General features: G+C 63.6%; 19 protein-coding genes. 10 read left to right on the plus strand and 9 right to left on the minus strand.

Going from position 1 to position 23,232, the window contains the following annotated elements; translation table 11 throughout:
- Window positions 1–124: 124 nt before the first annotated feature.
- Complete coding sequence (locus CAG00_RS16415) at window positions 125–1,066, minus strand: LysR substrate-binding domain-containing protein (protein WP_075046970.1); 942 nt, start codon at window positions 1,064–1,066, stop codon at window positions 125–127.
- A gap of 146 nt (window positions 1,067–1,212) precedes the next feature.
- On the opposite strand from CAG00_RS16415, the gene CAG00_RS16420 reads away from it, so the two are divergent.
- Window positions 1,213–2,589 carry an L-serine ammonia-lyase gene (locus CAG00_RS16420; RefSeq protein ID WP_085664786.1) on the plus strand — a complete coding sequence of 459 codons (1,377 nt, stop codon included), beginning with the start codon at window positions 1,213–1,215 and terminating at the stop codon, window positions 2,587–2,589.
- 140 nt (window positions 2,590–2,729) lie between these two features.
- Here CAG00_RS16420 and CAG00_RS16425 read toward each other — a convergent pair whose 3' ends face one another.
- The 4 genes from CAG00_RS16425 to CAG00_RS16440 all read right to left on the minus strand — a co-directional run bounded on the left by CAG00_RS16425 (window position 2,730) and on the right by CAG00_RS16440 (window position 7,464).
- Window positions 2,730–3,407, minus strand: a complete 678-nt coding sequence (locus tag CAG00_RS16425; protein ID WP_025339019.1) for a DUF3313 domain-containing protein — start codon at window positions 3,405–3,407, stop codon at window positions 2,730–2,732.
- Between the two features lie 161 nt (window positions 3,408–3,568).
- Window positions 3,569–4,864 (minus strand): FAD-binding oxidoreductase, encoded by a 1,296-nt coding sequence (locus CAG00_RS16430; RefSeq protein ID WP_085664787.1) that lies wholly within the window; start codon window positions 4,862–4,864, stop codon window positions 3,569–3,571.
- Window positions 4,865–4,877: 13 nt separating this feature from the next.
- Window positions 4,878–5,966 (minus strand): polyamine ABC transporter substrate-binding protein, encoded by a 1,089-nt coding sequence (locus CAG00_RS16435; protein ID WP_075045168.1) that lies wholly within the window; start codon window positions 5,964–5,966, stop codon window positions 4,878–4,880.
- Window positions 5,967–6,105: 139 nt separating this feature from the next.
- On the minus strand, window positions 6,106–7,464 hold the full coding sequence (locus CAG00_RS16440; RefSeq protein WP_085589569.1) for a glutamine synthetase family protein: 1,359 nt from the start codon (window positions 7,462–7,464) through the stop codon (window positions 6,106–6,108).
- A 183-nt stretch (window positions 7,465–7,647) separates the two neighbouring features.
- On the opposite strand from CAG00_RS16440, the gene CAG00_RS16445 reads away from it, so the two are divergent.
- The gene (locus CAG00_RS16445) at window positions 7,648–8,547 is read left to right on the plus strand and encodes a helix-turn-helix domain-containing protein (RefSeq protein ID WP_085664788.1); all 900 of its coding nucleotides are present in this window, start codon (window positions 7,648–7,650) and stop codon (window positions 8,545–8,547) included.
- Between the two features lie 164 nt (window positions 8,548–8,711).
- Window positions 8,712–10,622 carry an AAA family ATPase gene (locus CAG00_RS16450; RefSeq protein WP_085664789.1) on the plus strand — a complete coding sequence of 637 codons (1,911 nt, stop codon included), beginning with the start codon at window positions 8,712–8,714 and terminating at the stop codon, window positions 10,620–10,622.
- A 122-nt stretch (window positions 10,623–10,744) separates the two neighbouring features.
- Here the strand turns inward: CAG00_RS16450 and CAG00_RS16455 are convergent, their stop codons facing one another.
- Window positions 10,745–12,130, minus strand: a complete 1,386-nt coding sequence (locus CAG00_RS16455) for an aldehyde dehydrogenase family protein (RefSeq protein ID WP_025339025.1) — start codon at window positions 12,128–12,130, stop codon at window positions 10,745–10,747.
- Between the two features lie 107 nt (window positions 12,131–12,237).
- Here CAG00_RS16455 and CAG00_RS16460 point away from each other — a divergent pair, with 107 nt between their 5' ends.
- The 4 genes from CAG00_RS16460 to CAG00_RS16475 all read left to right on the plus strand — a co-directional run bounded on the left by CAG00_RS16460 (window position 12,238) and on the right by CAG00_RS16475 (window position 15,193).
- The gene (locus tag CAG00_RS16460; RefSeq protein WP_013972688.1) at window positions 12,238–13,104 is read left to right on the plus strand and encodes a LysR substrate-binding domain-containing protein; all 867 of its coding nucleotides are present in this window, start codon (window positions 12,238–12,240) and stop codon (window positions 13,102–13,104) included.
- A 125-nt stretch (window positions 13,105–13,229) separates the two neighbouring features.
- Window positions 13,230–13,673 carry a hypothetical protein gene (locus tag CAG00_RS16465; RefSeq protein ID WP_025339026.1) on the plus strand — a complete coding sequence of 148 codons (444 nt, stop codon included), beginning with the start codon at window positions 13,230–13,232 and terminating at the stop codon, window positions 13,671–13,673.
- 54 nt (window positions 13,674–13,727) lie between these two features.
- Window positions 13,728–14,474: a phytanoyl-CoA dioxygenase family protein gene (locus CAG00_RS16470; RefSeq protein WP_085664790.1), complete on the plus strand. Its 747-nt coding sequence runs from the start codon at window positions 13,728–13,730 to the stop codon at window positions 14,472–14,474.
- 197 nt (window positions 14,475–14,671) lie between these two features.
- Complete coding sequence (locus tag CAG00_RS16475; protein ID WP_015270391.1) at window positions 14,672–15,193, plus strand: acyloxyacyl hydrolase; 522 nt, start codon at window positions 14,672–14,674, stop codon at window positions 15,191–15,193.
- Window positions 15,194–15,362: 169 nt separating this feature from the next.
- Here CAG00_RS16475 and CAG00_RS16480 read toward each other — a convergent pair whose 3' ends face one another.
- Window positions 15,363–17,486, minus strand: a complete 2,124-nt coding sequence (locus tag CAG00_RS16480) for a TonB-dependent siderophore receptor (protein ID WP_085664791.1) — start codon at window positions 17,484–17,486, stop codon at window positions 15,363–15,365.
- 245 nt (window positions 17,487–17,731) lie between these two features.
- On the minus strand, window positions 17,732–18,622 hold the full coding sequence (locus tag CAG00_RS16485; RefSeq protein WP_025339029.1) for a universal stress protein: 891 nt from the start codon (window positions 18,620–18,622) through the stop codon (window positions 17,732–17,734).
- Window positions 18,623–18,768: 146 nt separating this feature from the next.
- Between CAG00_RS16485 and hisN the strand changes: the two genes are divergently transcribed.
- Together hisN and CAG00_RS16495 are read left to right on the plus strand one after the other, a co-directional pair.
- Entirely contained in the window at window positions 18,769–19,560 is a 792-nt protein-coding gene (hisN, locus tag CAG00_RS16490) for a histidinol-phosphatase (protein WP_075045172.1), read from the plus strand.
- A 233-nt stretch (window positions 19,561–19,793) separates the two neighbouring features.
- The gene (locus CAG00_RS16495; protein WP_085664888.1) at window positions 19,794–20,525 is read left to right on the plus strand and encodes a hypothetical protein; all 732 of its coding nucleotides are present in this window, start codon (window positions 19,794–19,796) and stop codon (window positions 20,523–20,525) included.
- Window positions 20,526–20,664: 139 nt separating this feature from the next.
- On the opposite strand, the gene CAG00_RS16500 is transcribed toward CAG00_RS16495, so the two are convergent.
- Window positions 20,665–21,645: a LysR family transcriptional regulator gene (locus tag CAG00_RS16500; RefSeq protein WP_025339032.1), complete on the minus strand. Its 981-nt coding sequence runs from the start codon at window positions 21,643–21,645 to the stop codon at window positions 20,665–20,667.
- 418 nt (window positions 21,646–22,063) lie between these two features.
- On the opposite strand from CAG00_RS16500, the gene CAG00_RS16505 reads away from it, so the two are divergent.
- Window positions 22,064–23,224 (plus strand): glycine betaine/L-proline ABC transporter ATP-binding protein, encoded by a 1,161-nt coding sequence (locus CAG00_RS16505; protein WP_025339033.1) that lies wholly within the window; start codon window positions 22,064–22,066, stop codon window positions 23,222–23,224.
- The last annotated feature ends 8 nt before the right edge of the window (window positions 23,225–23,232 follow it).

Consider the following 23,232-nt stretch of genomic DNA (forward strand, 5'->3'; position numbering starts at 1 on the left):
ACCCGCGAAGAATCCAACGCGGTGCATGGCACCGGCTGTGCCGGTGTTCGCGGCTAAAGCCGCTCCCACAGGGTCCCTGCCAATTCAATGAGTCATTTGCAGCGTGCAAGCGCAATTGGCTGGCCTAGTCCTTGTTCAGCGGGTGCAACTCCCTGAACCCCCGCGCTTCCTCCACCAGCCAGTCATGCACCGCCCGCGCCCCCGGCTGGTTCAGCCCGCCCGGCGGGTAATGCACCACATAGCGCTTGTGATTGGCGATCGGCACCCCGAACGGCACGATCAGCGCCCCGCGCTCCAGTTCGTCGTTGAGCAGCGTGCGCCGGGCAATCGCCACGCCAATGCCGGCAATCGCCGCCTCGATGGTCAGGTGGTTGCGGTTGAAGGTATGCCCGCGCCGCACATCCAGGCCGGCGGCGCCGATGCCCTCCAGGTAGAACTCCCATTCGGCATATTCCGAACTGCCGCGCCAGGCCGTGATGTCGTGCAGCAGCGGGTAGTGCGCCAGGTCTGCCGGCCCGTGCAGCGGCGGGCGCCCGCGCAGCAAGGTGGGGGAGCACACGGGGAAGATCTGCTCGTCCAGCAGCGGCGTCGAGAGCATGCCGGGGTAGCTGCCATCGTTCAGGTCGATGGCCAGGTCGAAATCGCCCGGGGTCAACGCCTGGGCACTGTCTTCGGCCACCAGGCGCAGCTCGATGTCCGGGTAGCGTTGCTGAAAGCGCGGCAGGCGAGGCGTGAGCCATTTGGCCAGGAACGACGGGATCGAGCGCAGGCGCAAGGTGCCGCGGATTTCCCCCGCGTCCAGGCGCAGCAGTTCCGCTTCGATGCTGCCGTAGGCTTCGGTCACCGTCTGCGCCAGGCGTTGCCCTTCGGCGCTCAGTTCCACACCGCGCGCCCGGCGCAGGAACAGCCGATAGCCCAGGCGTTCCTCCAGCTGGCGCATCTGTTGGCTGACGGCGCCCGGGGTGATGTGCAGCTCTTCGGCACAGCGGGTGAAGGACAAGTGCCGGGCCGCACAGGCGAACACGTGTAGCCAGACGAATGTCTGGCCATTGAGTTGTCGTCGCATCGTTTAGTACCACTAAAGCCTTGCTTAGGAAGTTTCGTTGGTCATCCATGAGCCAGCGCGGCAGTATCGCGCAAAATCGCAATACCGCTCAATTTCTCCAGATAACCGTGCTGCGGCTTCATACCCGGGCACGGGTAGGCATTAGCATGGCTATCAGTGTTTTCGACCTTTTCAAAATCGGCATCGGGCCGTCCAGTTCCCACACCGTCGGCCCGATGCGGGCGGCGGCTACCTTTGCCCAGGCCCTGCGCGAACAGGGGCTGCTGGCCCGGGCAAGCCGTGTCGAGGTGCGGCTGTACGGGTCGCTGTCGGCCACCGGGGTTGGTCACGCCACCGATCGCGCCTGCCTGCTCGGCCTGATGGGGCAGTGGCCGGATCGTATCGACCCGGCCACCATCGAGTCGCGCATTGGCCAGGTGATGCAGGAGCACTGCCTGATGCTCGATGGCAGCCACCCGCTGGAATTCGAGTACAGCCGCGACATGCTGCTGCTCGACGAGAACCTGCCGTACCACCCCAATGCCATGAGCCTGGAAGCCATGGACGGGCAGGGCAGCCTGTTGCGCCAGACCTACTATTCGGTGGGCGGTGGCTTTATCGTCGAGCAAGCCGAGATCGATGCGCCAGCCGTCGAAGCGAATGCGGTGGTGCTGCCGTACGAGTTCGACAGTGCCGCGCAGTTGCTGGCCTTGTGCAAGGCCCATGGCTTGAACGTGGCGCAGTTGATGATGGCCAACGAATGTGCCTGGCGCCCGGAGGCCGAGGTACGCGAGGGCTTGCTGCGGATCTGGGGCGCCATGCGTGAATGCGTCGACAACGGCCTGCGCAACGAAGGCATCCTGCCGGGCGGGTTGCACGTCAAGCGCCGCGCGGCGCGGCTGCATCGCAGCCTGCAGGAACTGGGCAAGCCCAACGTGATCGGTTCCACCCTCAGCGCCATGGAATGGGTCAACCTGTTCGCCCTGGCGGTGAATGAAGAGAACGCCGCCGGCGGGCGCATGGTCACGGCGCCTACCAATGGTGCGGCTGGCATCATTCCGGCGGTGCTGCACTACTACATGAAGTTCAACCCGGGCGCGTGCGACGCGGACGTGGTGGACTTCCTGCTGGCGGCAGCGGCGGTCGGCATCCTGTGCAAGAAGAACGCTTCGATTTCCGGAGCCGAGGTTGGTTGCCAGGGAGAGGTGGGCTCGGCCTGTTCGATGGCCGCTGCCGGCCTGGCCCAGGTGCTGGGCGCTACGCCGCCGCAATTGGAAAATGCCGCCGAGATTGCCCTGGAACACAACCTTGGGCTGACCTGCGACCCGGTTGGCGGCCTGGTGCAGGTGCCGTGCATCGAGCGCAACGCGATTGCTGCGGTGAAAGCGATCAACGCCGTGCAGATGGCGTTGCGGGGGGATGGCGAGCACTTCATCTCGCTCGACCGGGTGATCCGCACCATGCGTGACACCGGGGCGGACATGCATGCCAACTACAAGGAGACTTCGCGCGGCGGCCTGGCCGTTGCCTTCGTCGAATGCTGACGCGGTCAACTGTAGGAGCGGCCTTGTGTCGCGAAAGGGCTGCGAAGCAGCCCCAGCGATTTCACCTTGAATACGTGGATCTGGGGCCGCTCCGCGCCCCATCGCGACACAAGGCCGCTCCTACATGGACCAGTGAGGCTTTAGCGGGCTTTCTGCTTCGCTTCCAGGAAGCTCGCGCGCATGTCCTTGGCCCAGCCATCCAGCACCGGCTTGACGTCATTCAGGGTCAGCTGCGTGGTCTTGTTCTCCAGATCCTGCCCCGTGCCCTTGCGCACGACCTGGGCCAGCACTTTCTGGCTGGCACCATCGAGGAACGCAGCCTCCACGCCGACATCAACCTCCTGGTCACGGCCGCCCATGGCGGTGTTCACACCGGCTGAAATCAGCGCGATAGGGATGACCTCATAGGGCTTGAGGCCCTCGTTGCTGGTGGACACCGCAGTAATGGCCGGGCGCACCACGATCACGCCCGGGCCGGGGCCCTTGGCCAGCGGTACCACGCTGCCCATTTCACGGCGCAGCGCTTCGTTGAAGTAGCGGGTGATTTCCTGCAGCGTCTGCGCCGAGATGACCGCCGTCGGCTGCGGCCTGGGGTAGAACTGGCTGGGCTCGATGAACACCTGGCTGTACTGGTTGACGTTGACCTTGGGGTCGATCCAGCGCATCACCGGGTCACCCGACGGGCTCTTGGTTTCCTGCAGCCGGCTGTAATCCTTGAGGAAGCCGGAGTAGTCCTTTGGGTCCACGCGATTGCTGGAGCAGGCGGCCATGGTAAGCAGTGCGGCGCACAACAGGGTAATGCGGGGCAATGATTTCATGATGAAGATGCATCCATGATAGGTCGGCCAGAACAACGCTAGCAGGTGCGCGACAGTTGGCCAGTGGGTAGGTTCAATCGATTGTGAAATGGTAGAAAGTTGGAGGGGTTGGAAGGGTTTGTCTTGAGTTTTTCTGCGCCTGTGAGACCGAGCGCCGCAACTCAACCCAACACCTCCCGCAATCGATACCACAACATCCCCAGCGCCAGCAGCGGCGAGCGCAGTGCCTTGCCGCCGGGGAAGGTCAGGTGTGGAACGGCGCTGAACACGTCCAGCCCCTGGCTGTGGCCGAGCGCGATGCTTTCGGCCAGCAGTTTCGCCGTCCAGTGCGTCACGTTCAGCCCATGCCCGGAATAGCCCTGGGCGTAGTAAACGTTGGGGTGCTGGCTGAGGCGCCCGACCTGGGGGAAGCGGTTGGCGGTGATGCCGATCATGCCGCCCCACTGGTAGTCGATACGCACGTTGGCCAGCTGCGGGAACACCTTCAGCACCTTGGGCCGCATGTAGGCGGCGATGTCCTTGGGGTCGCGGCCGGAATAGTGGCAGGCGCCGCCGAACAGCAGGCGCCGGTCTGCCGTCAGGCGGTAGTAGTCCAGGCCGACTTTCTGGTCGCACAGCGCCATGTTCTGCGGGATCAGGCTGCTGGCCAGTGACTCGGGCAATGGCTCGGTAGCCACCACGTAGCTGCCGGCCGGCAGCACCTTGCCGCTCAGGCGTGGTTCCAGTTCATCGAGGTGGGCGTTGCAGCCCAGCACCAGGCTGCTTGCCCGCACCTTGCCACGGGCTGTGTGCAGGGTCACGCGGGGGCCGTGCTCGATGCGCAGCACCGGGCTCTGCTCGAAGATGCGTACGCCCAGGCCGTGGGCGGCGCGGGCTTCGCCCTGGACCAGGTCAAGCGGGTGCAGGTGGCCCGAGCCCATGTCCACCAGGCCGCCGGCGTACTGCTTGCTGGCGACGATTTCATGCAGCTGGTCGGCACTGACCAGGCGGGTTTCAGGGCGATAACCGAGTGCGGCCAGGTCGTCCTGTTCGTCCTTGAATGCGGCGAACTGCGCTGGGGTATTGGCCAGTTCGCAGAAGCCCCAGCGCAGGTCGCAGGCAATGCCGTACTGGGCGATGCGGCTGGCCACCAGCGCTACCGAATCGATGCCGGCCTGTTTCAGGTACTGCACGCCGTCCTGGCCGACATGCCGGGCAAAGCCGCTGACGTCATGGCCGATGCCGCGAATCAACTGGCCGCCGTTGCGGCCGCTGGCGCCCCAGCCGATGCGCCGGCCTTCAAGCAGCACCACCGAGAGCCCGCGTTCGGCCAGTTCCAGGGCGGTATTGACCCCGGTCAGCCCGCCGCCGACCACGCACACATCGGCGCTCAGTTCGCCGTCCAGGCTGGGATAGGGCGCTGCATCGCGTGCCGTGGCGGCATAGTACGAAGCGGTGTGTTGGGTAGTGAAAGACATGGGCGTTCTCGACTCAGCGGTTGGACTTGATCTTGCTCCAGGAACGGGTCATGACGCGCATGATCTTCGGGCTCGGCGTGCTGGAGATGTACAGCTTGTCCAGCACGTCCTGGGGTGGGTAGATCTCGGGGTTTTTCACCAGCGACGCGTCCATGTAGGCCTGGGCATCGGGGTTGGCGTTGGCATATCCGACCGTGGCGCTGACCTTGGCGATCACCTTGGGATCGAGCAGGTAGTTGATGAACGCCAGGGCCTGTTCGGGGTTGTTGGCGTCCTTGGGGATGGCCAGCAGGTCGAACCACAGGTTGCTGCCTTCCTTGGGAATGCTGTAGGCGACTTTTACGCCGTTTTTCGCCTCCACGGCGCGGTTGGCGGCCTGGAACACGTCGCCGGAGTAGCCGAAGGCCACGCAGACATCGCCATTGGCCAGGTCGGAAACGTACTTGGAGGAGTGGAAGTAGGTGATGTAGGGGCGCAGTTCGAGCAGGCGGGCTTCCGCCTTGGCGTAGTCGGCCGGTTTTTCGCTGCGCGGGTCCATGCCCAGGTAGTTGAGCACGGCCGGGAACAGTTCATCGGGCGAGTCCATGAACGCCACGCCGCACTGCTTGAGCTTTTTCAGGTTCTCGGGCTCGAACAGCACCGCCCATGAATCGATATGGTCGACGCCCAGGGCCGCCTTGACCTTGTCGATGTTGTAGCCGATGCCGTTGGTACCCCACAGGTAGGGTACGGCGTACTGGTTGCCAGGGTCGTTCTGCTCAAGCTGCTTGAGCAGCTTGGGGTCCAGGTGCTGCCAGTTGGGCAGCTTGCTGCGGTCCAGCGGCAGGAAGGCACCGGCCTGTGCCTGGCGTGCAAGGAAGTGGTTGGATGGCACCACCACGTCATAGCCGGTGCGCCCGGCCAGCAGCTTGCCTTCCAGGGTTTCGTTGGAGTCGAACACGTCATAGACCACCTTGATCCCGCTGCTGGCCTGGAAGTCGGCCACGGTGGTGTCGCCGATGTAGTCGGTCCAGTTGTACACGCTGACCGAGGGGGTCGCCTGGGTGGTGGTGGCGAACAGCAGGGTGAATGCGGCGGGGATCAGGGCTTGCAGATGACGCATGGGGACACCTCGTTGGTCTTGTTCTTGGAGTTCGGTGCAGGGGCTCGTGCCCTGTGGGAGCGGGTTTACCCGCGAATACGTCGTTGAATGCACCACAGCATTCGCGGGTAAACCCGCTCCCACAGGTACCGCGAAAAAGTCAGACGCTCAGCATCAGGAATTCACGCTCCCACGAGCTGATCACGCGCTTGTAGTTCTCATGTTCGGCACGCTTGACCGCCACGTACCCCTGGACGAACTGCTTGCCCAGGTACTGCTGCACGGTCTCGCAGTCTTCCATGTGCTGCAGGGCGTCCTCGATGGTGATCGGCAGGCGCAGGTTGCGCCGCTCGTAGGCTCGGCCCTGCACCGGGGCGCTGGGCTCGATGCGCTCGATCATGCCCAGGTAGCCGCACAGCAGGCTGGCGGCGATGGCCAGGTACGGGTTGGCATCGGCGCCCGGCAGGCGGTTTTCCACGCGCATCGCCTCGGGGCTGGAGGTGGGCACGCGCAGGCCGGCGGTGCGGTTTTCTTCACCCCACTCGACGTTCACCGGTGCCGAGGTGTCCGGCAGGAAGCGGCGGAACGAGTTGACGTTGGGCGCAAACATCGGCAGCAGCTTGGGGATGTACTTCTGCAAACCGCCGATGTGGTACAGGAACAGCTGGCTCATGCTGCCGTCTTCATTGGCGAAGATCGGCTTGCCGGTGGCGATGTCGACCACGCTCTGGTGCAGGTGCATGGCACTGCCGGGCTCGTCGGTGATCGGCTTGGCCATGAAGGTGGCGGCCACGTTGTGCTTGAGCGCGGCTTCACGCATGGTGCGCTTGAACACGGTGATCTGGTCGGCCAGGTCCAGGGCGTCGCCGTGGCGGAAGTTGATCTCCATCTGCGCCGGACCGTCTTCATGGATCAGCGTGTCCAGGTCCAGGCCCTGGATCTCGCACCAGTCGTAGACGTCTTCGAACAGCGGGTCGAATTCGTTGGCGGCATCGATCGAGAACGACTGGCGGCCGCTTTCGGCACGGCCGGAACGCCCCAGCGGCACTTGCAGTGGCAGGTCCGGGTCTTCGCAGCGCTGGGTCAGGTAGAACTCCATCTCCGGTGCCACGATCGGCTGCCAGCCTTTGTCGGCATACAGCTTGAGCACTTTCTTCAGCACGTTGCGCGGCGACAGCTCGATGGGGTTGCCTTGCTTGTCGAAGGTGTCGTGGATCACGATCGCGGTCGGCTCGATCGCCCACGGGATCTGGTACACGGCGCTCGGGTCTGGGCGGCAGACCATGTCGATGTCGGCGGCATCGAGCAGGTTGTAGTAGATGTCATCGTCAACGTAGTCGCCGGTGACCGTCTGCAGCAGCACGCTCTCGGGCAGGCGCATGCCACGCTCATGGAGAAACTTGGCGGTGGGCGCGATCTTGCCGCGGGCGATGCCGGTCAGGTCGCTGATCACGCATTCGACTTCGGTGATCCGGTGTTCTTTCAGCCAGGTGGACAGCTGATCGAAGGGGGCGTTCATACAGACCTCTTGGTTGGGTTTTAGTGTGGGAGCAGGCGTGCCAGCGTAAACCGTTCTACGGTTTCGAAGGCGTCCCGCTTCCCAGGTGACGCGCTGGAGACTATCTTGGTCGCAGCCCGCATGGCTGATCTATCCACTTTCTCCGGCAATGAATGCACCAAAAGAGTGCAACTAGGACCGAGCGTGACAACCGCCAATGCCCTGCAAGTCCAGGCTTTCCACACCACCGACGTGACCGAACAAGTACGTGCCACCCCTGGCTGGCAGCAGCAGTACCGGCAGATGTCGCCCGGGCATTTCAGCGGAGAGCTGCGTTGCCTGGGGCTGGACGGGGTGGAGGTATACGAGGAGCGGCTGAACACCCGGGTGGAGCAGTTTTTCCGCGCACCCAGCGGTTCGCTGGCGTTCTGCTTCGACCGCAGCGAGAACAGCCTGTACCTGCTGAACGAACAGAGCCGCAACATCTGGATCACCCCGGAGAACTACCAGGAAGTGGCGGTCGTGTTCGACCAGGCCTTCCTGGCCCGCCATGGGCTGGACCCGCAGCGCCTGGAAGGGTTGTTCATGGTGCCGCTGGGCAGCGGCCAGAACGCGCTGTTCGGCAGCTGGCTGAGCGCGACACTGACCCGCCTGGGCCAGGCGGATTGCCCGCTGCAGGGGCAGGCCCTGGCGGAGCAACTGCTGGAAGACTGCCTGTTCATCCTCGACAACGCCTGCCAGCGCCTGCAGGGCGTGGCATTGGGCCGGCGTGACGAGGAACGGGCGATCATGCGCCGGGTGAGCGAGTGGGCGGCCGATTGCCCGGAGGAGACGCTTAACCTGGTGGAGCTGGCGGATGCTGCCGGGGTTTCCTTGCGTCAGTTGCAGCAAGCCTTCAAGGCGTATACCGGGATGCCGCCGGCGCACTGGTTGCGCCTGCGCCGGCTGAACGGTGCGCGGCGCGATCTGCTGCATGGCGGTGAAGTGACGGTGGCCGAGGTGGCGATGCGTTGGTCCTTCTGGCATTTGGGAAGGTTTTCAGAGAGTTACCGGCAGTTGTTCAAGGAGTTTCCCAGCGAGACCTTGAAGCGGGGCAGGGGCTGAATCTGGTGGTGTAGCTGCTCCCACAGGATCACCTCAGTGCCAGGCGTTGTGAGGTCCCTGTGGGAGCGGGTTCACCCGCGAAGAGGCCGGCCCAGGCAATACACAACCCAGCATTCCACAGCGAAAATTGCTATCGTGCCGCCCTGATTCCACCCGAGGTGCCGATGTTCTACCTGCCTTTGCCCAGCGACCAGGCCGACCGCCTCGCCAGCGAGCCCACCACCGACTTCTTCACCACCGCCAGCGTCCTCGACGCCGCCGCCGTGCTGTTCGTGCAGAACCTGCCGCGCCAACCCGCCACCGCCTCGGCGGATGCGCAGGAACGCCGCTTTGCCGAAATAGTGCGCATTGCCAACGAGGTCGAAAGCGCCGCGCCGGGGCGCTTCCAGGGCCAGGTGGCGCAGCACTTCGATCGCGAAGCCTTCGCCATGGGCCTGGGCATGCTGGGCGAAAACGGTATCGCACTGCTGTCGACCGAGGTGGAGTACCAGGCCGACGAGCTGCTGGACGCCGAGGGCCAGTGGAACTTCCAGTTCGCCGACAGCTACCGCCAGCGGGCAACCCCGCTGCACCCGGTGTACCTGCCGTCACTGGCCAGCGACCTGATGCTCAGCGACCAACAGAACCGCCTGCTGCGCGAATTCCTCAGTGGCATCGATGAGTCGGTGGCGGTACAGGGCTTTGCCGGCACCGGCAAGACCTTCCTGATTCACCAGTTCGCCCGTTTGCTCGAGCCGCAGCGCACGCTGTTGCTGGCGTTGACCGAAGGCCAGCTGCGCGCGCTGCAGGCGCGAGTCAAGGATGCCGCCGCCTACACTGCACTGACCTTCGGCCAGCTGGCCGACGAGCTGCTCAACCGCGACCTCACCAGCAATGGTTGGCGCCTGCGCGACCCGTATCGCACCAAGCTTTCGTGGCGCCCGCAGGATGCGCAGGTGGTACGTTGGCTGGCCATCCCCGACATCGGCCCGCTCGCCGCGCGCGATGTGGTTGCCTTGTGCATCCGCGCGGTGCGCACGTTCTGCCACAGCGCCGACACCCAGCTGCAGTTGCACCACCTGCCCTGGGCCGGGCCGGGGACCACGCCACTGGACCAGGAAGTGTTGCTGGAAAAGGCACGGGTGTACTGGCAGGAGCTGATTCGCCCGTCGGCACGGGAAATCCAGTTGCCGGTGCGCGACTACCACCGGGTCAAACTGCTGTCGCTGACTGGTCATGTGATCGACAGCCGCTACACCCATGTCATCGTCGACGAGGCCCACGAGCTGTCGGCACCGATGCTTGCCGTGCTCGACCGCAGCCCGCAGTCGATCATTGCCCTGGGTGACGAGCTGCAGAACCTCAACGGCCTCAGCGCGCACCATGGCGGCTTCATCCGCCAGCGTTACATCGACCACTCGCTGCGGGCCGGCCCGGCGATGGACAACGTGCTCAACCCGCTGATCCAGGCCCACCCGGCGGCGATCCAGGCAGCCTTCAGCGGCAGCGCCGAGCATTACACGCGGGTCAGCTTCTTCGATGCGGTGACGGTGCCGGAACAGCCCACGGCGCTGATCGTCGACGATGAATGGGGCCTGTTTGGCTGGTTCCAGCGCCTGACCCACCAGGGCGTGCCGTTCGTGCTGCTGAAAAGCGCGCGCAAGGACTTCGAGCTGTTCGTCGAAGACTGCATCGAGCTGTACCGCCATGGCACCCGGCCGCGTCACCCGATGCTGTTCCGCTATGCCAGCTGGCAGGCGCTGGAGCAGGACAAGGGTGATGACAAGGCGTTCGTCGCCGTGGCCAACATGCTGCGCAAGGGCTACACGCCAGAGCACTTTGCCAGGGCCAAGAGCCGTTACCGTTGGGACAAGGCGCCCAAGCTGTTCCTGGGGCGGGTGCGGGATGTGAAGAACATGGAGTTCGCCCGGGTAATGGTGTCGCCGGAGCTGATGGTAGTGCCGCAGGTGGCGGGGAACCGCAATGAGCGGGCGCGGATGCTGGCGGGGTTGTATACCGCCTGTTCGCGGGCGCGGCATGAACTGATCGTGCCGGGGGGGATGCTGGACTGGGTCAAGGACCAGGTTCGGGATTGAGGCCCTGGGGCCGCATTGCGGCCCTTTCGCGACACAAGGCCGCTCCCACAGGGGAAACGCAATTTCCTGTGGGAGCGGCCTTGTGTCGCGAAAGGGCTGCAAAGCAGCCCCAGGGTCATGAATCAGTTACGGTCCAGCCACACCGTCTGGGCATTGGTGAACTCACGCACACCAAAGTGCGACAGCTCACGCCCGAAGCCGCTCTTCTTCACCCCGCCAAACGCCACGCGGGGGTCGGAAGCGCAATAGCCGTTGATGAACACGCCGCCGGTATCCAGCGCCGCGGTCATGCGCTCGGCCAGCGCGTAGTCGGCGGTGTAGATGGTCGAGGCCAGGCCGAACTCGCTGTCGTTGGCCAGCTCCACCGCATGCTCCGCATCACGTGCGCTGATGATCGCCGCCACCGGCCCGAACAGCTCCTGCTTGAACGCTGTCATCTGCGGGGTGACGTTGGCGAACACGGTCGGTGCGTAGAAATTGGCCACGCCATCGACCTTGTGGCCGCCCAGCAACAGGGTGGCGCCTTCGGCGATGGTCGCCTGGACCTGGCCATCCAGCTCGTCGCGCAGGTCGTAACGGGCCATCGGGCCGATGTAGGTACCTTCTTCCAGCGGGTTGCCGACCTTCAGCTCGCGAGTGGCCTCGACGAACTTGCGGGTGAATTCGTCAACGATGCTTTCCTCGACGATCAGGCGCTTGGCCGCAGCGCAGACCTGGCCGGTGTTCTGGTAACGGCCGATCACGGCAGCTTTCACGGCGGCATCCAGGTCGGCGTCGGCCAGCACGATGAACGGGTCGGAACCGCCCAGCTCCAGCACGCACTTCTTCAGCGCCGCGCCGGCTTGTGCACCAATCGCCATGCCGGCACGCACGCTGCCGGTCAGGGTCACGGCGGCGATGCGTGGGTCGTTGATGGCGCGGGTGACGCCATCCGGGGTCACGTTCAGCACTTCGAACACGCCTTCCGGCAGGCCGGCATCCTTGAACAGCTCGCCCAGCAGGTAGGCGCTGCCCATCACGTTCGGTGCGTGCTTGAGTACGTAGGTGTTGCCGGCCAGGATCGCCGGCACGGCGCCGCGCAGAACCTGCCAGACCGGGAAGTTCCATGGCATCACGGCCAGGATCGGGCCCAGCGGGCGGTACTCGATGCGGGCTTTCTCGACCTGGGTCGGCTCGGCGGCGAGCATGGCCGGGCCATGTTCGGCGTACCAGCGGCACAGGCCGACGCACTTGCTGACTTCACCACGGGCCTGGACGACAGGCTTGCCGATTTCGCGGCTGATCATTTGCGCGAAGGCTTCGGCCTTGGTTTCGAGGGTGCTGGCCAGGGCAAGCAAGTACTCGCTGCGCTGACCCAGCGACACCTGGCGCCACTGGCGGTAGCCAACCTTGGCGCGTTGCAGCGCCGCTTCCAGTGCGGCGTCGGTGTCGAACGGGTAGGCGCCGATCTGCTCGCCGCTGTACGGGTCGAGGGAGATGGCGTGGGTCAGGCTGCTGATCGCGCTCATGGCGGGACACTCTCGTTGTTGTTGAACCGTGACGCCAGACTAGTGGGCTATGGCTTTAATGAAAACTGAATAATAATGAGCGAAACATTCACGTTTGGAGAAAGGCTGTGGACCTGGTGCAACTGGAGATCTTCAAGGCCGTGGCAGAGCAGGGCAGCATCAGTGCCGCCGCGCAGCATATCCATCGGGTGCCGTCGAACCTGACCACGCGTATCAAGCAACTGGAGGAGGACCTGGGCGTGGAGCTGTTCATCCGCGAGAAGAGCCGCCTGCGCCTGTCCCCCGCAGGCTGGAACTTCCTCGAATACACCCGGCGCATCCTCGACCTAGTGCACGAGGCGCGGTTGACTGTGGCCGGTGAAGACCCGCAGGGCACCTTCGCCCTGGGGTCGCTGGAAAGCACGGCCGCGGTGCGCATCCCGGCCTTGCTGGCGGCCTACAACCAGCGCTACCCCAAGGTCGACCTGGACCTGTCCACCGGGCCGTCCGGGACCATGCTCGAAGGCGTGTTGTCTGGCCGCCTGGTGGCGGCGTTCGTCGACGGGCCGGTGCTGCACCCGACGCTGGAAGGCATGCCGGTGTTCGAGGAAGAAATGATGGTCATCGCGCCGCTCAACCACGCCCCGGTAACCCGCGCCCAGGACGTCAACGGCGAAAGCATCTACGCCTTCCGCGCCAACTGTTCGTACCGCCACCACTTCGAGAACTGGTTCGTGCAGGACCAGGCAGTGCCTGGCAAGATCCACGAAATGGAGTCGTACCACGGCATGCTGGCCTGCGTCAGCGCCGGCGCCGGCCTGGCGATGATGCCGCGCAGCATGCTCGACAACATGCCCGGTTGCAGCACCGTCAGTGCCTGGCCGATGTCGGAGGATTTCCGTTACCTGAAGACCTGGCTGGTGTGGCGCCGGGGCACGGTATCGCGCAGTTTGAGCATGTTCGTGAAACTGCTCGAGGAAGGGCGCGCAACCTGATGTTCCAGCACAATATTCACACCATTGATGCGAATTTCATCAAGACGACCATGCATCAGCACGAACGCCGTTACGCCCGAAGGATCAGATAATAGGTAAGCCATCCTCGAAAGGAGGGTCGTACCATGCGTAACCATCACTATGCCCTCGGCGCGGCGCTGCTGATCACCCTGGCGCTGCCATGGACCCTGGCGGCCGCCGCCGACCTCAATGCCCCCATCGACATGCAGGCCGTGCAACTGCAACAGCAGGAGCAGAACGGCGTCCGCTACCTGCAAGGCGGCATCGGCCAGGATGAAGCCAACGCCCTGCGCAAGACCCCGGGCTATGACCTGCACGTGGAACTCTCCACCGGCCCGGAAGGCAAGTTCCAGAGCGGTGCCACCGTCGACATCCAGAATGCACAGGGCCAGCCCGTGCTCAGCCTTACGGATGCCGGGCCGCTGCTGTATGTGCAGTTGCCTCCCGGCAAATACAAAGTGACTGGCAACGCCCAGGGTGAGACGGTGCAGCAATTGGTGACCGTGAATGGCAAGACCCCCGCAACCGTGAACCTGAACTGGCGTTGATGGAAAAACGGGCAGGAGTACGGATGTGCTCCTGCCTGAAAGGAGCGCATCGCCATGAGCCTGGACCTTCAGCTGGAGATGTTGGACGAGCGGGGCTATGTGTTGCTCCCCGGTGTGCTCGAACCCTTGCGTATCGCCTTGTTGCGCTGCGCCATCGATGACCTGCAGCCCATCCACTGGGATTACCAGGGGCTGCTGGAACACTACAAGTGCGTGTTCAACCGCAACCCGTTGTGGTTGCCCTTTCTCGACCTGCCGCCGCTGATTGCCCTGGCCGAAGCGGCACTGGGCGCCGACTGCCATGTGATCGGCCAGACCGCCTGGCGCAGCCACCCGGGTTACCCCGGCGTGGCCCTGCACCTGGACCATCTGCCCATGCAGTTGCCCGACTGGCTCAGCGAGCGCGGCGACTTCACCCAGCCCCCGCAGATCCTGACTGCGCAGCTGTACCTCAGCGATATCGACCATCACATCGGGCCGACCTGGATTGTGCCCGGCAGCCACCGCGCGGCGCGGCAACCACAGGCTGGCGAGCAACACTGGCAGGGCTGTGAGGCCCAGCCGGTGCTGTGCAAGGCAGGGGACGCGCTGGTGTTTCGCAGCGATGTCTGGCACAGCGGCGGGGCCAACTGCACCCAGTCACGCGAGCGCGACATGCTGCAAGTGCACTATGGCCGGCGCATGGTCGCGCAGAAGTTTTCGCCGTACCTGAACTGGCGTTTCAACCCGCAGGTGCTGGAGGAGGCCACCCCCAGGCAAAGGCGCCTGCTGGGCGAACACGAAGAGGCCGAATACGACTGACCGCTGCTGTTCGGCATGGCAGATGCTGGCGCAGGGTATTAGCCAATGGTGGCAATTCACTTTCAACTTTCTGTTTATCTGGTCGATAATCAGAAAAGTATTACTTCGTGTGACCGGTCTGGATGCAACCGGTCACCACATAAGATCGAGGGGCCCAAGCCCCCACTTGCCGTATAGACCATCAGGAGAAGTCATTGATGAAAACCCGTCTAGCAGCTTCGCTGGCTGCTGCAGTGCTGGCCTTTGCCGGGGCGAATCTGGCCCAGGCAGCACAGGTGAGCGGTGCCGTTGGCGCCACTGGCCAAGGTGACATGACCTACCGTATCGGCCTGTCGTTCGACTGGGACAAGAAATGGCTGGAAAGCAGCACCGGTCATCTGACCGGGTACTGGGATGCGGCCTACACCTATTGGGAAGGCGGTGAGGCCAGTGGCGCGCACTCGCTGTCGTTCAGCCCGGTGTTCACCTACGAGTTCAGCGGTTTCACCTATACCCCGTACATCGAAGCCGGCATTGGCCTGGCAGCGTTTTCCAAGACCGACGTGGGCGACCAGCGCCTGGGCTCGTCGGTCAACTTCGAAGACCGCATCGGCTTCGGCCTGAAACTGCCGGGGGAGCAGAAGGTGGGGATCCGCGCGATGCACTACTCCAACGCGGGGCTCAAGCAGCCTAACGACGGCATCGAGTCGTACTCGCTGTTCTACAGCAAAGGGTTCTGAGACCGGGGGGCCGCTTTGCGGCCCATCGCCGGCAAGCCAGCTCCCACAGGGACCGTGCAGCTCTTTGGATCTGCGCTGGCCCCTAAAGAGACTGCGTATGGCTGGGACGATGCGGTCGAGGTGGGAGCTGGCTTGCCTGCGATGGGCTGCAAAGCAGCCCCATTAACTGTCAGAAGGTATACGAAACCCCAGCTTGCACTGTCCGCGGCGCTCCTGGGTAGGCGTAGAAGTTGAATGCTCCCTCGTCGTATTCCTTGTTGAACAGGTTCTTCAGGTCCAGGTTGAGGCGAATGTTGTCGTTGACCTTGTAAAAGGCCAGCAGGTCGACAACGGTGTACCGGTCCATGTTGTAAGTCACTGCCTCTGTTTGGCCATTGCGGTCATCGACGTACTTCACCCCAACCCCCAGACCAAGGCCTTTAGCCAATCCGTCCTGGAATTCGTAGGTGTTGAGTAGGCTGAAGCTGTTCCTTGGAATGTTCGCCAGCCGGGTGCCAGAGGGCAGGCGGTTGTCCTTGGTCACTTCAGCGTCAACGTAGGCATAACCACCGATCACACGCCACTCCGGTGTCAGGTTTCCGGCAACGTTGATATCCAGGCCACGGCTACGTACTTCGCCAGCGGCAAGGTTGTAGTTGGGGTCCGCCGGGTCGCGTGTCAGCACATTTTCCTTGACGATGTGGTAGATCGCCGCGTCAACGCTCAGTTGACGGTCCGGCGCTTCCCATTTCACACCCAGCTCATACGACTTGCCTTTCTCCGGGTCGAAGCCCGAACCTTGCAGGCTGGCGCCGCTGTTGGGCTTAAATGAACGGGCGGTATTGGCATAGACGGCAACCGTATCGGTCAGGTCGTAGATCAGGCCAAAGCGCGGGGTGACGCCGTTTTCGCCCTTGCTGAAGTCGCGGTTTGCGGGCCGCTTGTCGTCGTAATCATGCTCGAAACGTTCGAAGCGCACACCGGCCAACGCCTTCAGGCGCTCGGTAAGGGCCACCTGGTCCTGGATGAAGAAGGCCCAGGTTTTCAGGTTTTCTGTATCCCAGGTTGTAGGCACTGTAGCTAATGCCGGCCTTGGCTGGCCCAGTACCGGGTTGTAGATGTCGATTGGGTAGGAGGCCGTGGATCGTCGGATGATAGAGCTGTAGTCGTAGTCTTCGTACTCGATGCCAGTCAGCAGGGTGTGGCTGAACGCTCCTGTATCGAAATGCCCGGTCAGGTTCAGTTGCCAATCGCGATCAGTCCACTCCAGCTTGCGATAGTTGAAGTTTCGCTGCAGCGTGCGGCCGTCTGCGGGTGCGCCATTGGCTTCGACAGCATTACCCTTGAGCGAGCCATCCAGAAACTGGAACCCGCCACCCAGCGTCCAGTTATCGTTGAGCAGGTGTTCGAAACGCACCTGAGCCATGTTGTTGTCGTTGTGCAGAAGGTTGTCGCTGCCTTTTTCCCAGATATAGGTGTCGCGCGAGGCGCTGCCAGTCTGGGTGGCGTAGCGGGTCAGGCCACGGTCCAGCGGGTGGTTGTTGCGCATGAAATCGCCCTCGAAGACGATCTTCGTGCTGTCGTTGACTTGCCAGCTGAGCACCGGCGCCACGTCATAGCGCTCGCTTTCCACGTCGTCACGGAAGCTTTCGCCGCCTTCGCCCAGCAGGTTCAGGCGGTAGGCCAGCGAGCCGTCCTGGTTCAGCGGCCCGGTGGCGTCCAGGGTCGCGCGGTGCATGCCCTGGTCATCGAACTGGCTGCCCAGGGTGACTTTCGGCTCTGGCAGCGGCTGCTTGCTGACCACGTTGAAGGTGCCGCCGGGGTCGCCACGGCCGTACAGGCTGCTGGCCGGGCCACGGATCACTTCCAGGCGCTCAACGGTGTTGGCGTCGGGGGCGTTGGGGTAGCCGCGGTTGATCGGGAAACCGTTGCGGTAGAACTCCCCGGTGGTGAAGCCACGCACGGTGAAGGTGGTCAGGCCCTGGCCGCCGAAGTTGTTGGCGCGGCCGACACCGCCGGCGTAGTCCAGGCCGTCCTGCAGGCGCGTGGCGCCGGTGTCTTCCAGTACATCCTTGGGCACCACGCTGACCGATTGCGGGGTTTCGTGCAGGGCGGTGTCGGTGCGGGTGGCGCTGGCCGAGCGAGTAGCCTTGTAGCCCTCGACCGGGCCATCGGCACGTTCGCTGTCGGCGCTGCTGGTGATGTTCAGGGCCTGGAGTTCGATCTGGGCGGGTTCGCCGAGCGGTTCAGGCTCGGCAAAGGCCAGTGGGGAGACAGCATGAAGCACACAAAGCGAAACGAACGTGCGACGCATCGACGGTACGATCCTGGAGTAGGGCGCTGAGGGTAGGGTGGGCAAGCGCCGAGAAACTACTACGAATCATTATCAAATGCATTCTTTTTGTGTGGCACTGGTGTACCAGATACCAAGGGTGAAATCCGTGTTGGCCTCTTCGCGGGTAAACCCGCTCCCACAGGGGGTTCACCAGGCCTGAGGTCAGTGGGGTACCTGTGGGAGCGGGTTCACCCGCGAAGAGGCCGGTGCAGGTACACCAGCACTCAACGAACCGCCTTGATCGCCAGCACATTGCACAGCGGATGCTCCAGCACATGCGCCGTGGTCCCGCCCAGGAACGTCTGCATGGCATCATGCCGGTGGCTGCCCATCACGATCACATCCGCCCGGCTGTGCCCGACGAACTGGGCAATCACCTTGATCGCGGCCCCTTCCAGGAAGTGCCTGCGCTCCAGCGGGATCTGGTGGTGGTCGCCCAGCCGGTTGAACGCCGCCCGCTGCGCGGTCCGCACGCTGACATCGAAGCCTGGCATGGTCACTGTGCCGGCGCCGAAGTCGGCAATGTGGGTCTTGGCCGCGTCGCACACATGCAGCAGGTGCAGCTCGGCATTGCACTGCAGGGCCAGGGCATGGGCACAGTGGATCACCTGCTCATCCAGGTGCTCGCCGGCGCCATGGCTGTTCAGGTCCACCGCGGCGGCAATCTGCCGGGGCAGGGGCAGGCGGATATCGCTGACCAGGTGCACGGCGACCGGGCTGTCCTTGAGCAACTGCCAGTCCAGTGGCGTTACCAGCAGGCGCTTGAGCACCGGTTCGTGCTGCACGTCCTTGATCAGCAGGTCGCAACCCAGCCGTTCCACCCGCTCCAGCACGCTGCCCAGCGGGTCGCGGGTCAGCAGCAGTTCGGTAGACACATCCAGGCCGGCGTTGGCCAGTTGTTCGGCTTCGTCCGCCAGCCATTGGCGGTTGTCGCTGAGCAGCCGCTCACGCTCGCGGCTATCGCTCATCAAACCGAAGGTGTCGACATCGTCGACGAACACGTTGATATCCAGCAAGGCACCGCTGGATTCCGCCAACGCCGCAGCGCGTTGCAGCGCTGGCGTGTGGCGCATCTGCGGGCCGAGCATGACGAACAGACGCTTGAACTGGCTCATCTCACACCTCCACGTGTGGCAGCCCCCCGGTGTCTGGTCTTGTTCAGTCTAGACCGCGCAGGGCCGCATGAGCGGCCGACGGAGGCTGGCGCGGCACGGTGTGTCGGGTATGATGCGGGCCCCATCATTTTCACGAGGCCCGCCCCATGTCCCTGAGTGCTGAACAGATCGGTGAATTCCGCGCCTTCGCCGAGCAGCTGGCCGATGCTGCTGCCGTGGCGATCAAGCCATACTTTCGCGCCAGCCTGGACGTCGAGGACAAGGGGGGGCGCCTGTACGACCCGGTGACCGTGGCCGACAAGGCAGCCGAGGACGCCATGCGCGAGCTGATCCAGGCCCGCTATCCCGAGCACGGCATCCTCGGTGAAGAAGCCGGCGTGGCAGTCGGCAGCAGCCCGCTGACCTGGGTGCTCGACCCGATCGACGGCACCCGTGCCTTCATCACCGGCCTGCCGCTGTGGGGCACGCTGATTGCCCTGAACGACGGCACGCGCCCGGTGGTAGGGGTGATGAACCAGCCGTTCACCGGCGAACGCTTTGTCGGCACACCGGAAGGCGCCTGGCGCAGCGGTACGCCATTGCAGACCCGCGCCTGTGCCGACCTGGCCTCGGCCACGCTGATGTGCACCACCCCGGACATGTTCGATACCGCCGCGCGCAAGGCTGCATTCGAAGCCGTTGCCGGCAAGGCGCGCCTGATGCGCTACGGTGGCGATTGCTATGCCTACTGCATGCTGGCTTCCGGGTTTGTCGACGTGATCGTCGAGGCGAGCCTGCAGCCGTATGACGTGCAGGCGCTGATGCCGATCATCGAAGGGGCGGGAGGGGTGATCACGGCGTGGGATGGCAGCAGCGCGCAGAATGGCGGTTGCGTGGTGGCCTGTGGTGACCCGGCGCTGCATGCGCAGGTGGTGGAGATGTTGCGTCACGCCATGTGATCCATGTGATCCATGTGTTGCTTGTGCCGGCCTCTTCGCGGGTAAACCCGCTCCCACAGGTACTGCGCAGTTTTCAAGATATGTGGTGATCTTTTGGGAGCGGGTTTACCCGCGAAGAGGTCGGCACAGGTATCCATAACCCCGATCACCGCACTTTTTCCAATTTCCGGGCTCTATGCTTGGCCAGGCCACACTGATCCCCGGTGCGGCCGCCGAATATCGACCCGGTGCCGATGGTTGCAAGCAAGCCAGAATTCTTCCTCCGCCTGCTATTGGCAGGCACCCTCACGTGCCTGTGCGCCTGCACCCAGCAGCAGGGTCGCGACATGGTCAACCAGCTCGGCAACGGCAAGCCCAGCGAACTGTTCCAGACCAGCGTCGACCGCCTGGCCACGCTGTCCATGCGCGACAACCTGCAGAGCTTGTACCTGCTGATGAACAAGCTTTACCTGCGCAACCCCAACCAGTGGAAGCTGTCCGGCTACGTGGACGCGGCCACTGCCGAGCGGCAGATCCGTATCGCCATCGAACAACGCCAGCCCTTGCCGCAACTGGGCAACCGTCGCGACCTGGCAGCCTTGAGCTATGCCCTGAGCCCCGAGTTTCGCGGTGACCGGGTCGGTGCCTTCATCTACGCCATCGGCAGCATGCTGATCACCGCGCACGGCGGGCGTACCGAGTTCTACATGACCGATACCATCGACCCGCTGTTCATCAACAACGCGGCGCGCAATATCGAGAAGGCCACCTGGATGCTGAGCCAGCGGCAGGATGCCAATGGCGTGCTGCTGTTGTTCTCCAACGAAATCTCGGAAGAGGGCAGCAACCTGAGTTTTGCCGTTGAGTTCGGCAAGATCGTGGCACGGCTGGATTTGCTGGCGGAGTTGCTGGATGAGCGGTACAGGCGGATTGGATTGAATTATGCGCAGAGCCTGCTGTTGATGAACTTCCTGCCGGTGCAGTGAAGTGGGCGGTTCCGGGTTGCCTGTACCGGCCTCTTCGCGGGCATGCCCGCTCCCACAGGGATATCACCAGCCTGAAGGGCGATGAAGTACCTGTGGGAGCGGGCGTGCCCGCGAAGAGGCCAGCACAGGCAACTGATATTCAGCGGGTACGCAACGACTCCAGCAACGGCTGAAACTCCGCCAGCAACCAGTCCCGCAAGCGGCAGCAACTGGAGTCATGGTCCTTGTCTTCGTTGAACGCCAGGAAGTGGAAGGTATCCTTGAGCACCAGTTCCTCTTCCACCGGCCTTGCCAGCAGCCCTTGGGCCACCAGCGGCTCTACCAGGTGGTGCCAGCCCAGCGCCACGCCCTGGCCACCCAGGGCCAGCTGCACCAGCAGGTTGTAATCGTTGGCATTGAAGAAGTGCGGGCCGGTGTTGGCGCGGCTTTTCAGGTCGATGTCATGGAACGCCAGCCAGACGTTCCAGTCCACGTGCTCGGCCACCTGCGAGCGGCCATAAGGGCTGAGGTTCAACAACGTGCCATCACGCAGCCCCTGCAGGGTACGCACCTCTGGGTGCTGCGCCAGGTACAGCGGCGTGCACACCGGGTAGATCACGTCGTGGTTGAGCTGGTGCGAGCTGTAGCCCGCCTGCACCTTGCCCAGTTTGGTGATGTAGATGTCCGGGCGCACCCCGGGCTCCATGGCCAGGAAGTTCTGCGTGGTCACCAGGTTGATGTCGATGTCCGGGTTCTCATCGAAGAACCTCGGCATCCGCGGCCCCATCCACAAGGCGGCGAAGGCCGGCGAACAGCACAGGGTGACCACCTGCTTGCTGTTGGTGTTGCTGCGAATGCGCTCGGCAGCCTGGGAAATGTTGACGAACGACAACTGCACCGCATCGAAGAAGATCGAGCCGGCCACCGTCAGCTCCACCGCACGGCCCACGCGGGTGAACAACTCGGCGCCCAGGTAGGTTTCCAGTTCGCGGATTTGCCGGCTGACCGCTGCCTGGGTCACGCACAGCGCCTCGGCGGCGCGGGTGAAGTTCTGGTACTTGGCGGCGGCGACGAAGACTTTGACCGCACGCAGCGAGGGCATCTTGATCAGCGTCTGATCGGGTTCGGAGTGTCTGACCATGTCGGTGGGGTGCAGGTCCTTTGTAGGAGCAGTCTTGTGCTGCGAAAGGGCCCCTACAGGCACCCATGGCTCAAGTGTATGAGCCGGTCTCTTCGCTGCACAAGGCTGCGCCTGCATTCAAGCGCACTGCGCCAGGCTGTGGCTCGGGGCTCAGGCCCTGATTGATAACTTCAGGTAATGGTTTGCGTGAAACAAATGTCGTTGGACCCGCTCTGGTTCAAGGCCTAACGTTGAACCCACGGCGCGACATTCGAGACATCGATAGTCGGACAATTTTGAAGCAGGACATTCTGCGTGCCGGTTTTGACTCACGTTCGAATTTGAACGGACTGCCAAGCGTACTCGCACTGATCTCTACCCGCCTTATTGAAAGTGCGAAGTTGAAAGATTGGTTAATAAGCATAATAAAGAGGGTCGTATGAGCCATGCCGATGAGATTCTTTCGGTAAAAAACATCTTCAAAGTGTTCGGTCCCAACCCGAACATGGCCATGGAGATGCTCCGCAAGGGGGCCGACAAGAACGAAATCTTCAGCAAGACCGGCCACGTCGTCGGCGTGTTCGATGCAAGCTTTTCCGTCAAGCGTGGCGAAATCTTCGTCATCATGGGCCTGTCCGGTTCGGGCAAGTCGACCATGGTGCGGCTGTTCAACCGCCTGATCGAGCCCACCTCCGGCAGCATTCACCTCAACGGCAAGGAAATCACCGGGCTCTCCGACAAAGCTCTGCTGGATGTGCGCCGTAAGGAAATGGGCATGGTGTTCCAGTCATTTGCACTGATGCCACACATGAGCGTGCTGGAAAACACCGCGTTCGGCCTGGAAATTGCCGGCGTAGCGGAGGCCGAACGCCACAGCCGCGCCCGTGAAGCATTGAGCCAGGTTGGCCTGGCCGGCCATGAAAACAGCTACCCGCACCAGTTGTCTGGCGGCATGCAGCAGCGTGTAGGCCTGGCCCGGGCCCTGGCCAACGACCCGGCGATCCTGCTGATGGACGAGGCGTTCTCCGCGCTCGACCCGCTGATCCGCAGCGAGATGCAGGGCGAGCTGATCCGCCTGCAGGCCGAGCAGCAGCGCACCATCATTTTCATTTCCCACGACATCGAGGAAGCCATCCGCATCGGCCATCGCATCGCGATCATGGAAGGTGGCCGCGTGGTGCAGATCGGCACCCCGCAGGAGCTGATCAACCAGCCGGCCAACGACTACGTGCGCACCTTCTTCAAGAGCTTCGACAGCTCGCGGGTGCTCAAGGCCGGTGATGTGGCCAAGTTCGACCCGGCGGTGGTGTGCAAGGTCAACGGCAAGGCCCCGAGCTTCCAGGCCGGCGTGCCGTTCGGCTACCTGGTCGACGACCGCGGGCAGTTGCTGGGCGTGGTCGACACCGACGCCAACGGCGCTACCGCCAGTGAGCGTTACAGCCTGCACGAGCAGTGCCCGGTATACACCGACACGCCACTGCACGAAGTGCTCGGGGTGGCGGCCGACCTGCCGTACCCGGTACCGGTGCTCGACCGCCAGGGCGCCTTCAAGGGCACGCTGTCGAAGAACGAGCTGTTGCAGACCCTGAGCCGCCACTAATACCCAGA

This window comes from Pseudomonas sp. B5(2017), from assembly GCF_002112825.1.
Classification (GTDB): domain Bacteria; phylum Pseudomonadota; class Gammaproteobacteria; order Pseudomonadales; family Pseudomonadaceae; genus Aquipseudomonas; species Aquipseudomonas putida_Z.

Coding starts and splice junctions, on each gene's coding strand:
- CAG00_RS16415 (WP_075046970.1), bottom strand. CDS start 1,066: ATGCGACGACAACTCAATGGCCAGACATTCGTCTGGCTACACGTGTTC.
- CAG00_RS16420 (WP_085664786.1), top strand. CDS start 1,213: ATGGCTATCAGTGTTTTCGACCTTTTCAAAATCGGCATCGGGCCGTCC.
- CAG00_RS16425 (WP_025339019.1), bottom strand. CDS start 3,407: ATGAAATCATTGCCCCGCATTACCCTGTTGTGCGCCGCACTGCTTACC.
- CAG00_RS16430 (WP_085664787.1), bottom strand. CDS start 4,864: ATGTCTTTCACTACCCAACACACCGCTTCGTACTATGCCGCCACGGCA.
- CAG00_RS16435 (WP_075045168.1), bottom strand. CDS start 5,966: ATGCGTCATCTGCAAGCCCTGATCCCCGCCGCATTCACCCTGCTGTTC.
- CAG00_RS16440 (WP_085589569.1), bottom strand. CDS start 7,464: ATGAACGCCCCCTTCGATCAGCTGTCCACCTGGCTGAAAGAACACCGG.
- CAG00_RS16450 (WP_085664789.1), top strand. CDS start 8,712: ATGTTCTACCTGCCTTTGCCCAGCGACCAGGCCGACCGCCTCGCCAGC.
- CAG00_RS16455 (WP_025339025.1), bottom strand. CDS start 12,130: ATGAGCGCGATCAGCAGCCTGACCCACGCCATCTCCCTCGACCCGTAC.
- CAG00_RS16465 (WP_025339026.1), top strand. CDS start 13,230: ATGCGTAACCATCACTATGCCCTCGGCGCGGCGCTGCTGATCACCCTG.
- CAG00_RS16470 (WP_085664790.1), top strand. CDS start 13,728: ATGAGCCTGGACCTTCAGCTGGAGATGTTGGACGAGCGGGGCTATGTG.
- CAG00_RS16475 (WP_015270391.1), top strand. CDS start 14,672: ATGAAAACCCGTCTAGCAGCTTCGCTGGCTGCTGCAGTGCTGGCCTTT.
- CAG00_RS16480 (WP_085664791.1), bottom strand. CDS start 17,486: ATGCGTCGCACGTTCGTTTCGCTTTGTGTGCTTCATGCTGTCTCCCCA.
- CAG00_RS16485 (WP_025339029.1), bottom strand. CDS start 18,622: ATGAGCCAGTTCAAGCGTCTGTTCGTCATGCTCGGCCCGCAGATGCGC.
- hisN (WP_075045172.1), top strand. CDS start 18,769: ATGTCCCTGAGTGCTGAACAGATCGGTGAATTCCGCGCCTTCGCCGAG.
- CAG00_RS16495 (WP_085664888.1), top strand. CDS start 19,794: ATGGTTGCAAGCAAGCCAGAATTCTTCCTCCGCCTGCTATTGGCAGGC.
- CAG00_RS16500 (WP_025339032.1), bottom strand. CDS start 21,645: ATGGTCAGACACTCCGAACCCGATCAGACGCTGATCAAGATGCCCTCG.
- CAG00_RS16505 (WP_025339033.1), top strand. CDS start 22,064: ATGAGCCATGCCGATGAGATTCTTTCGGTAAAAAACATCTTCAAAGTG.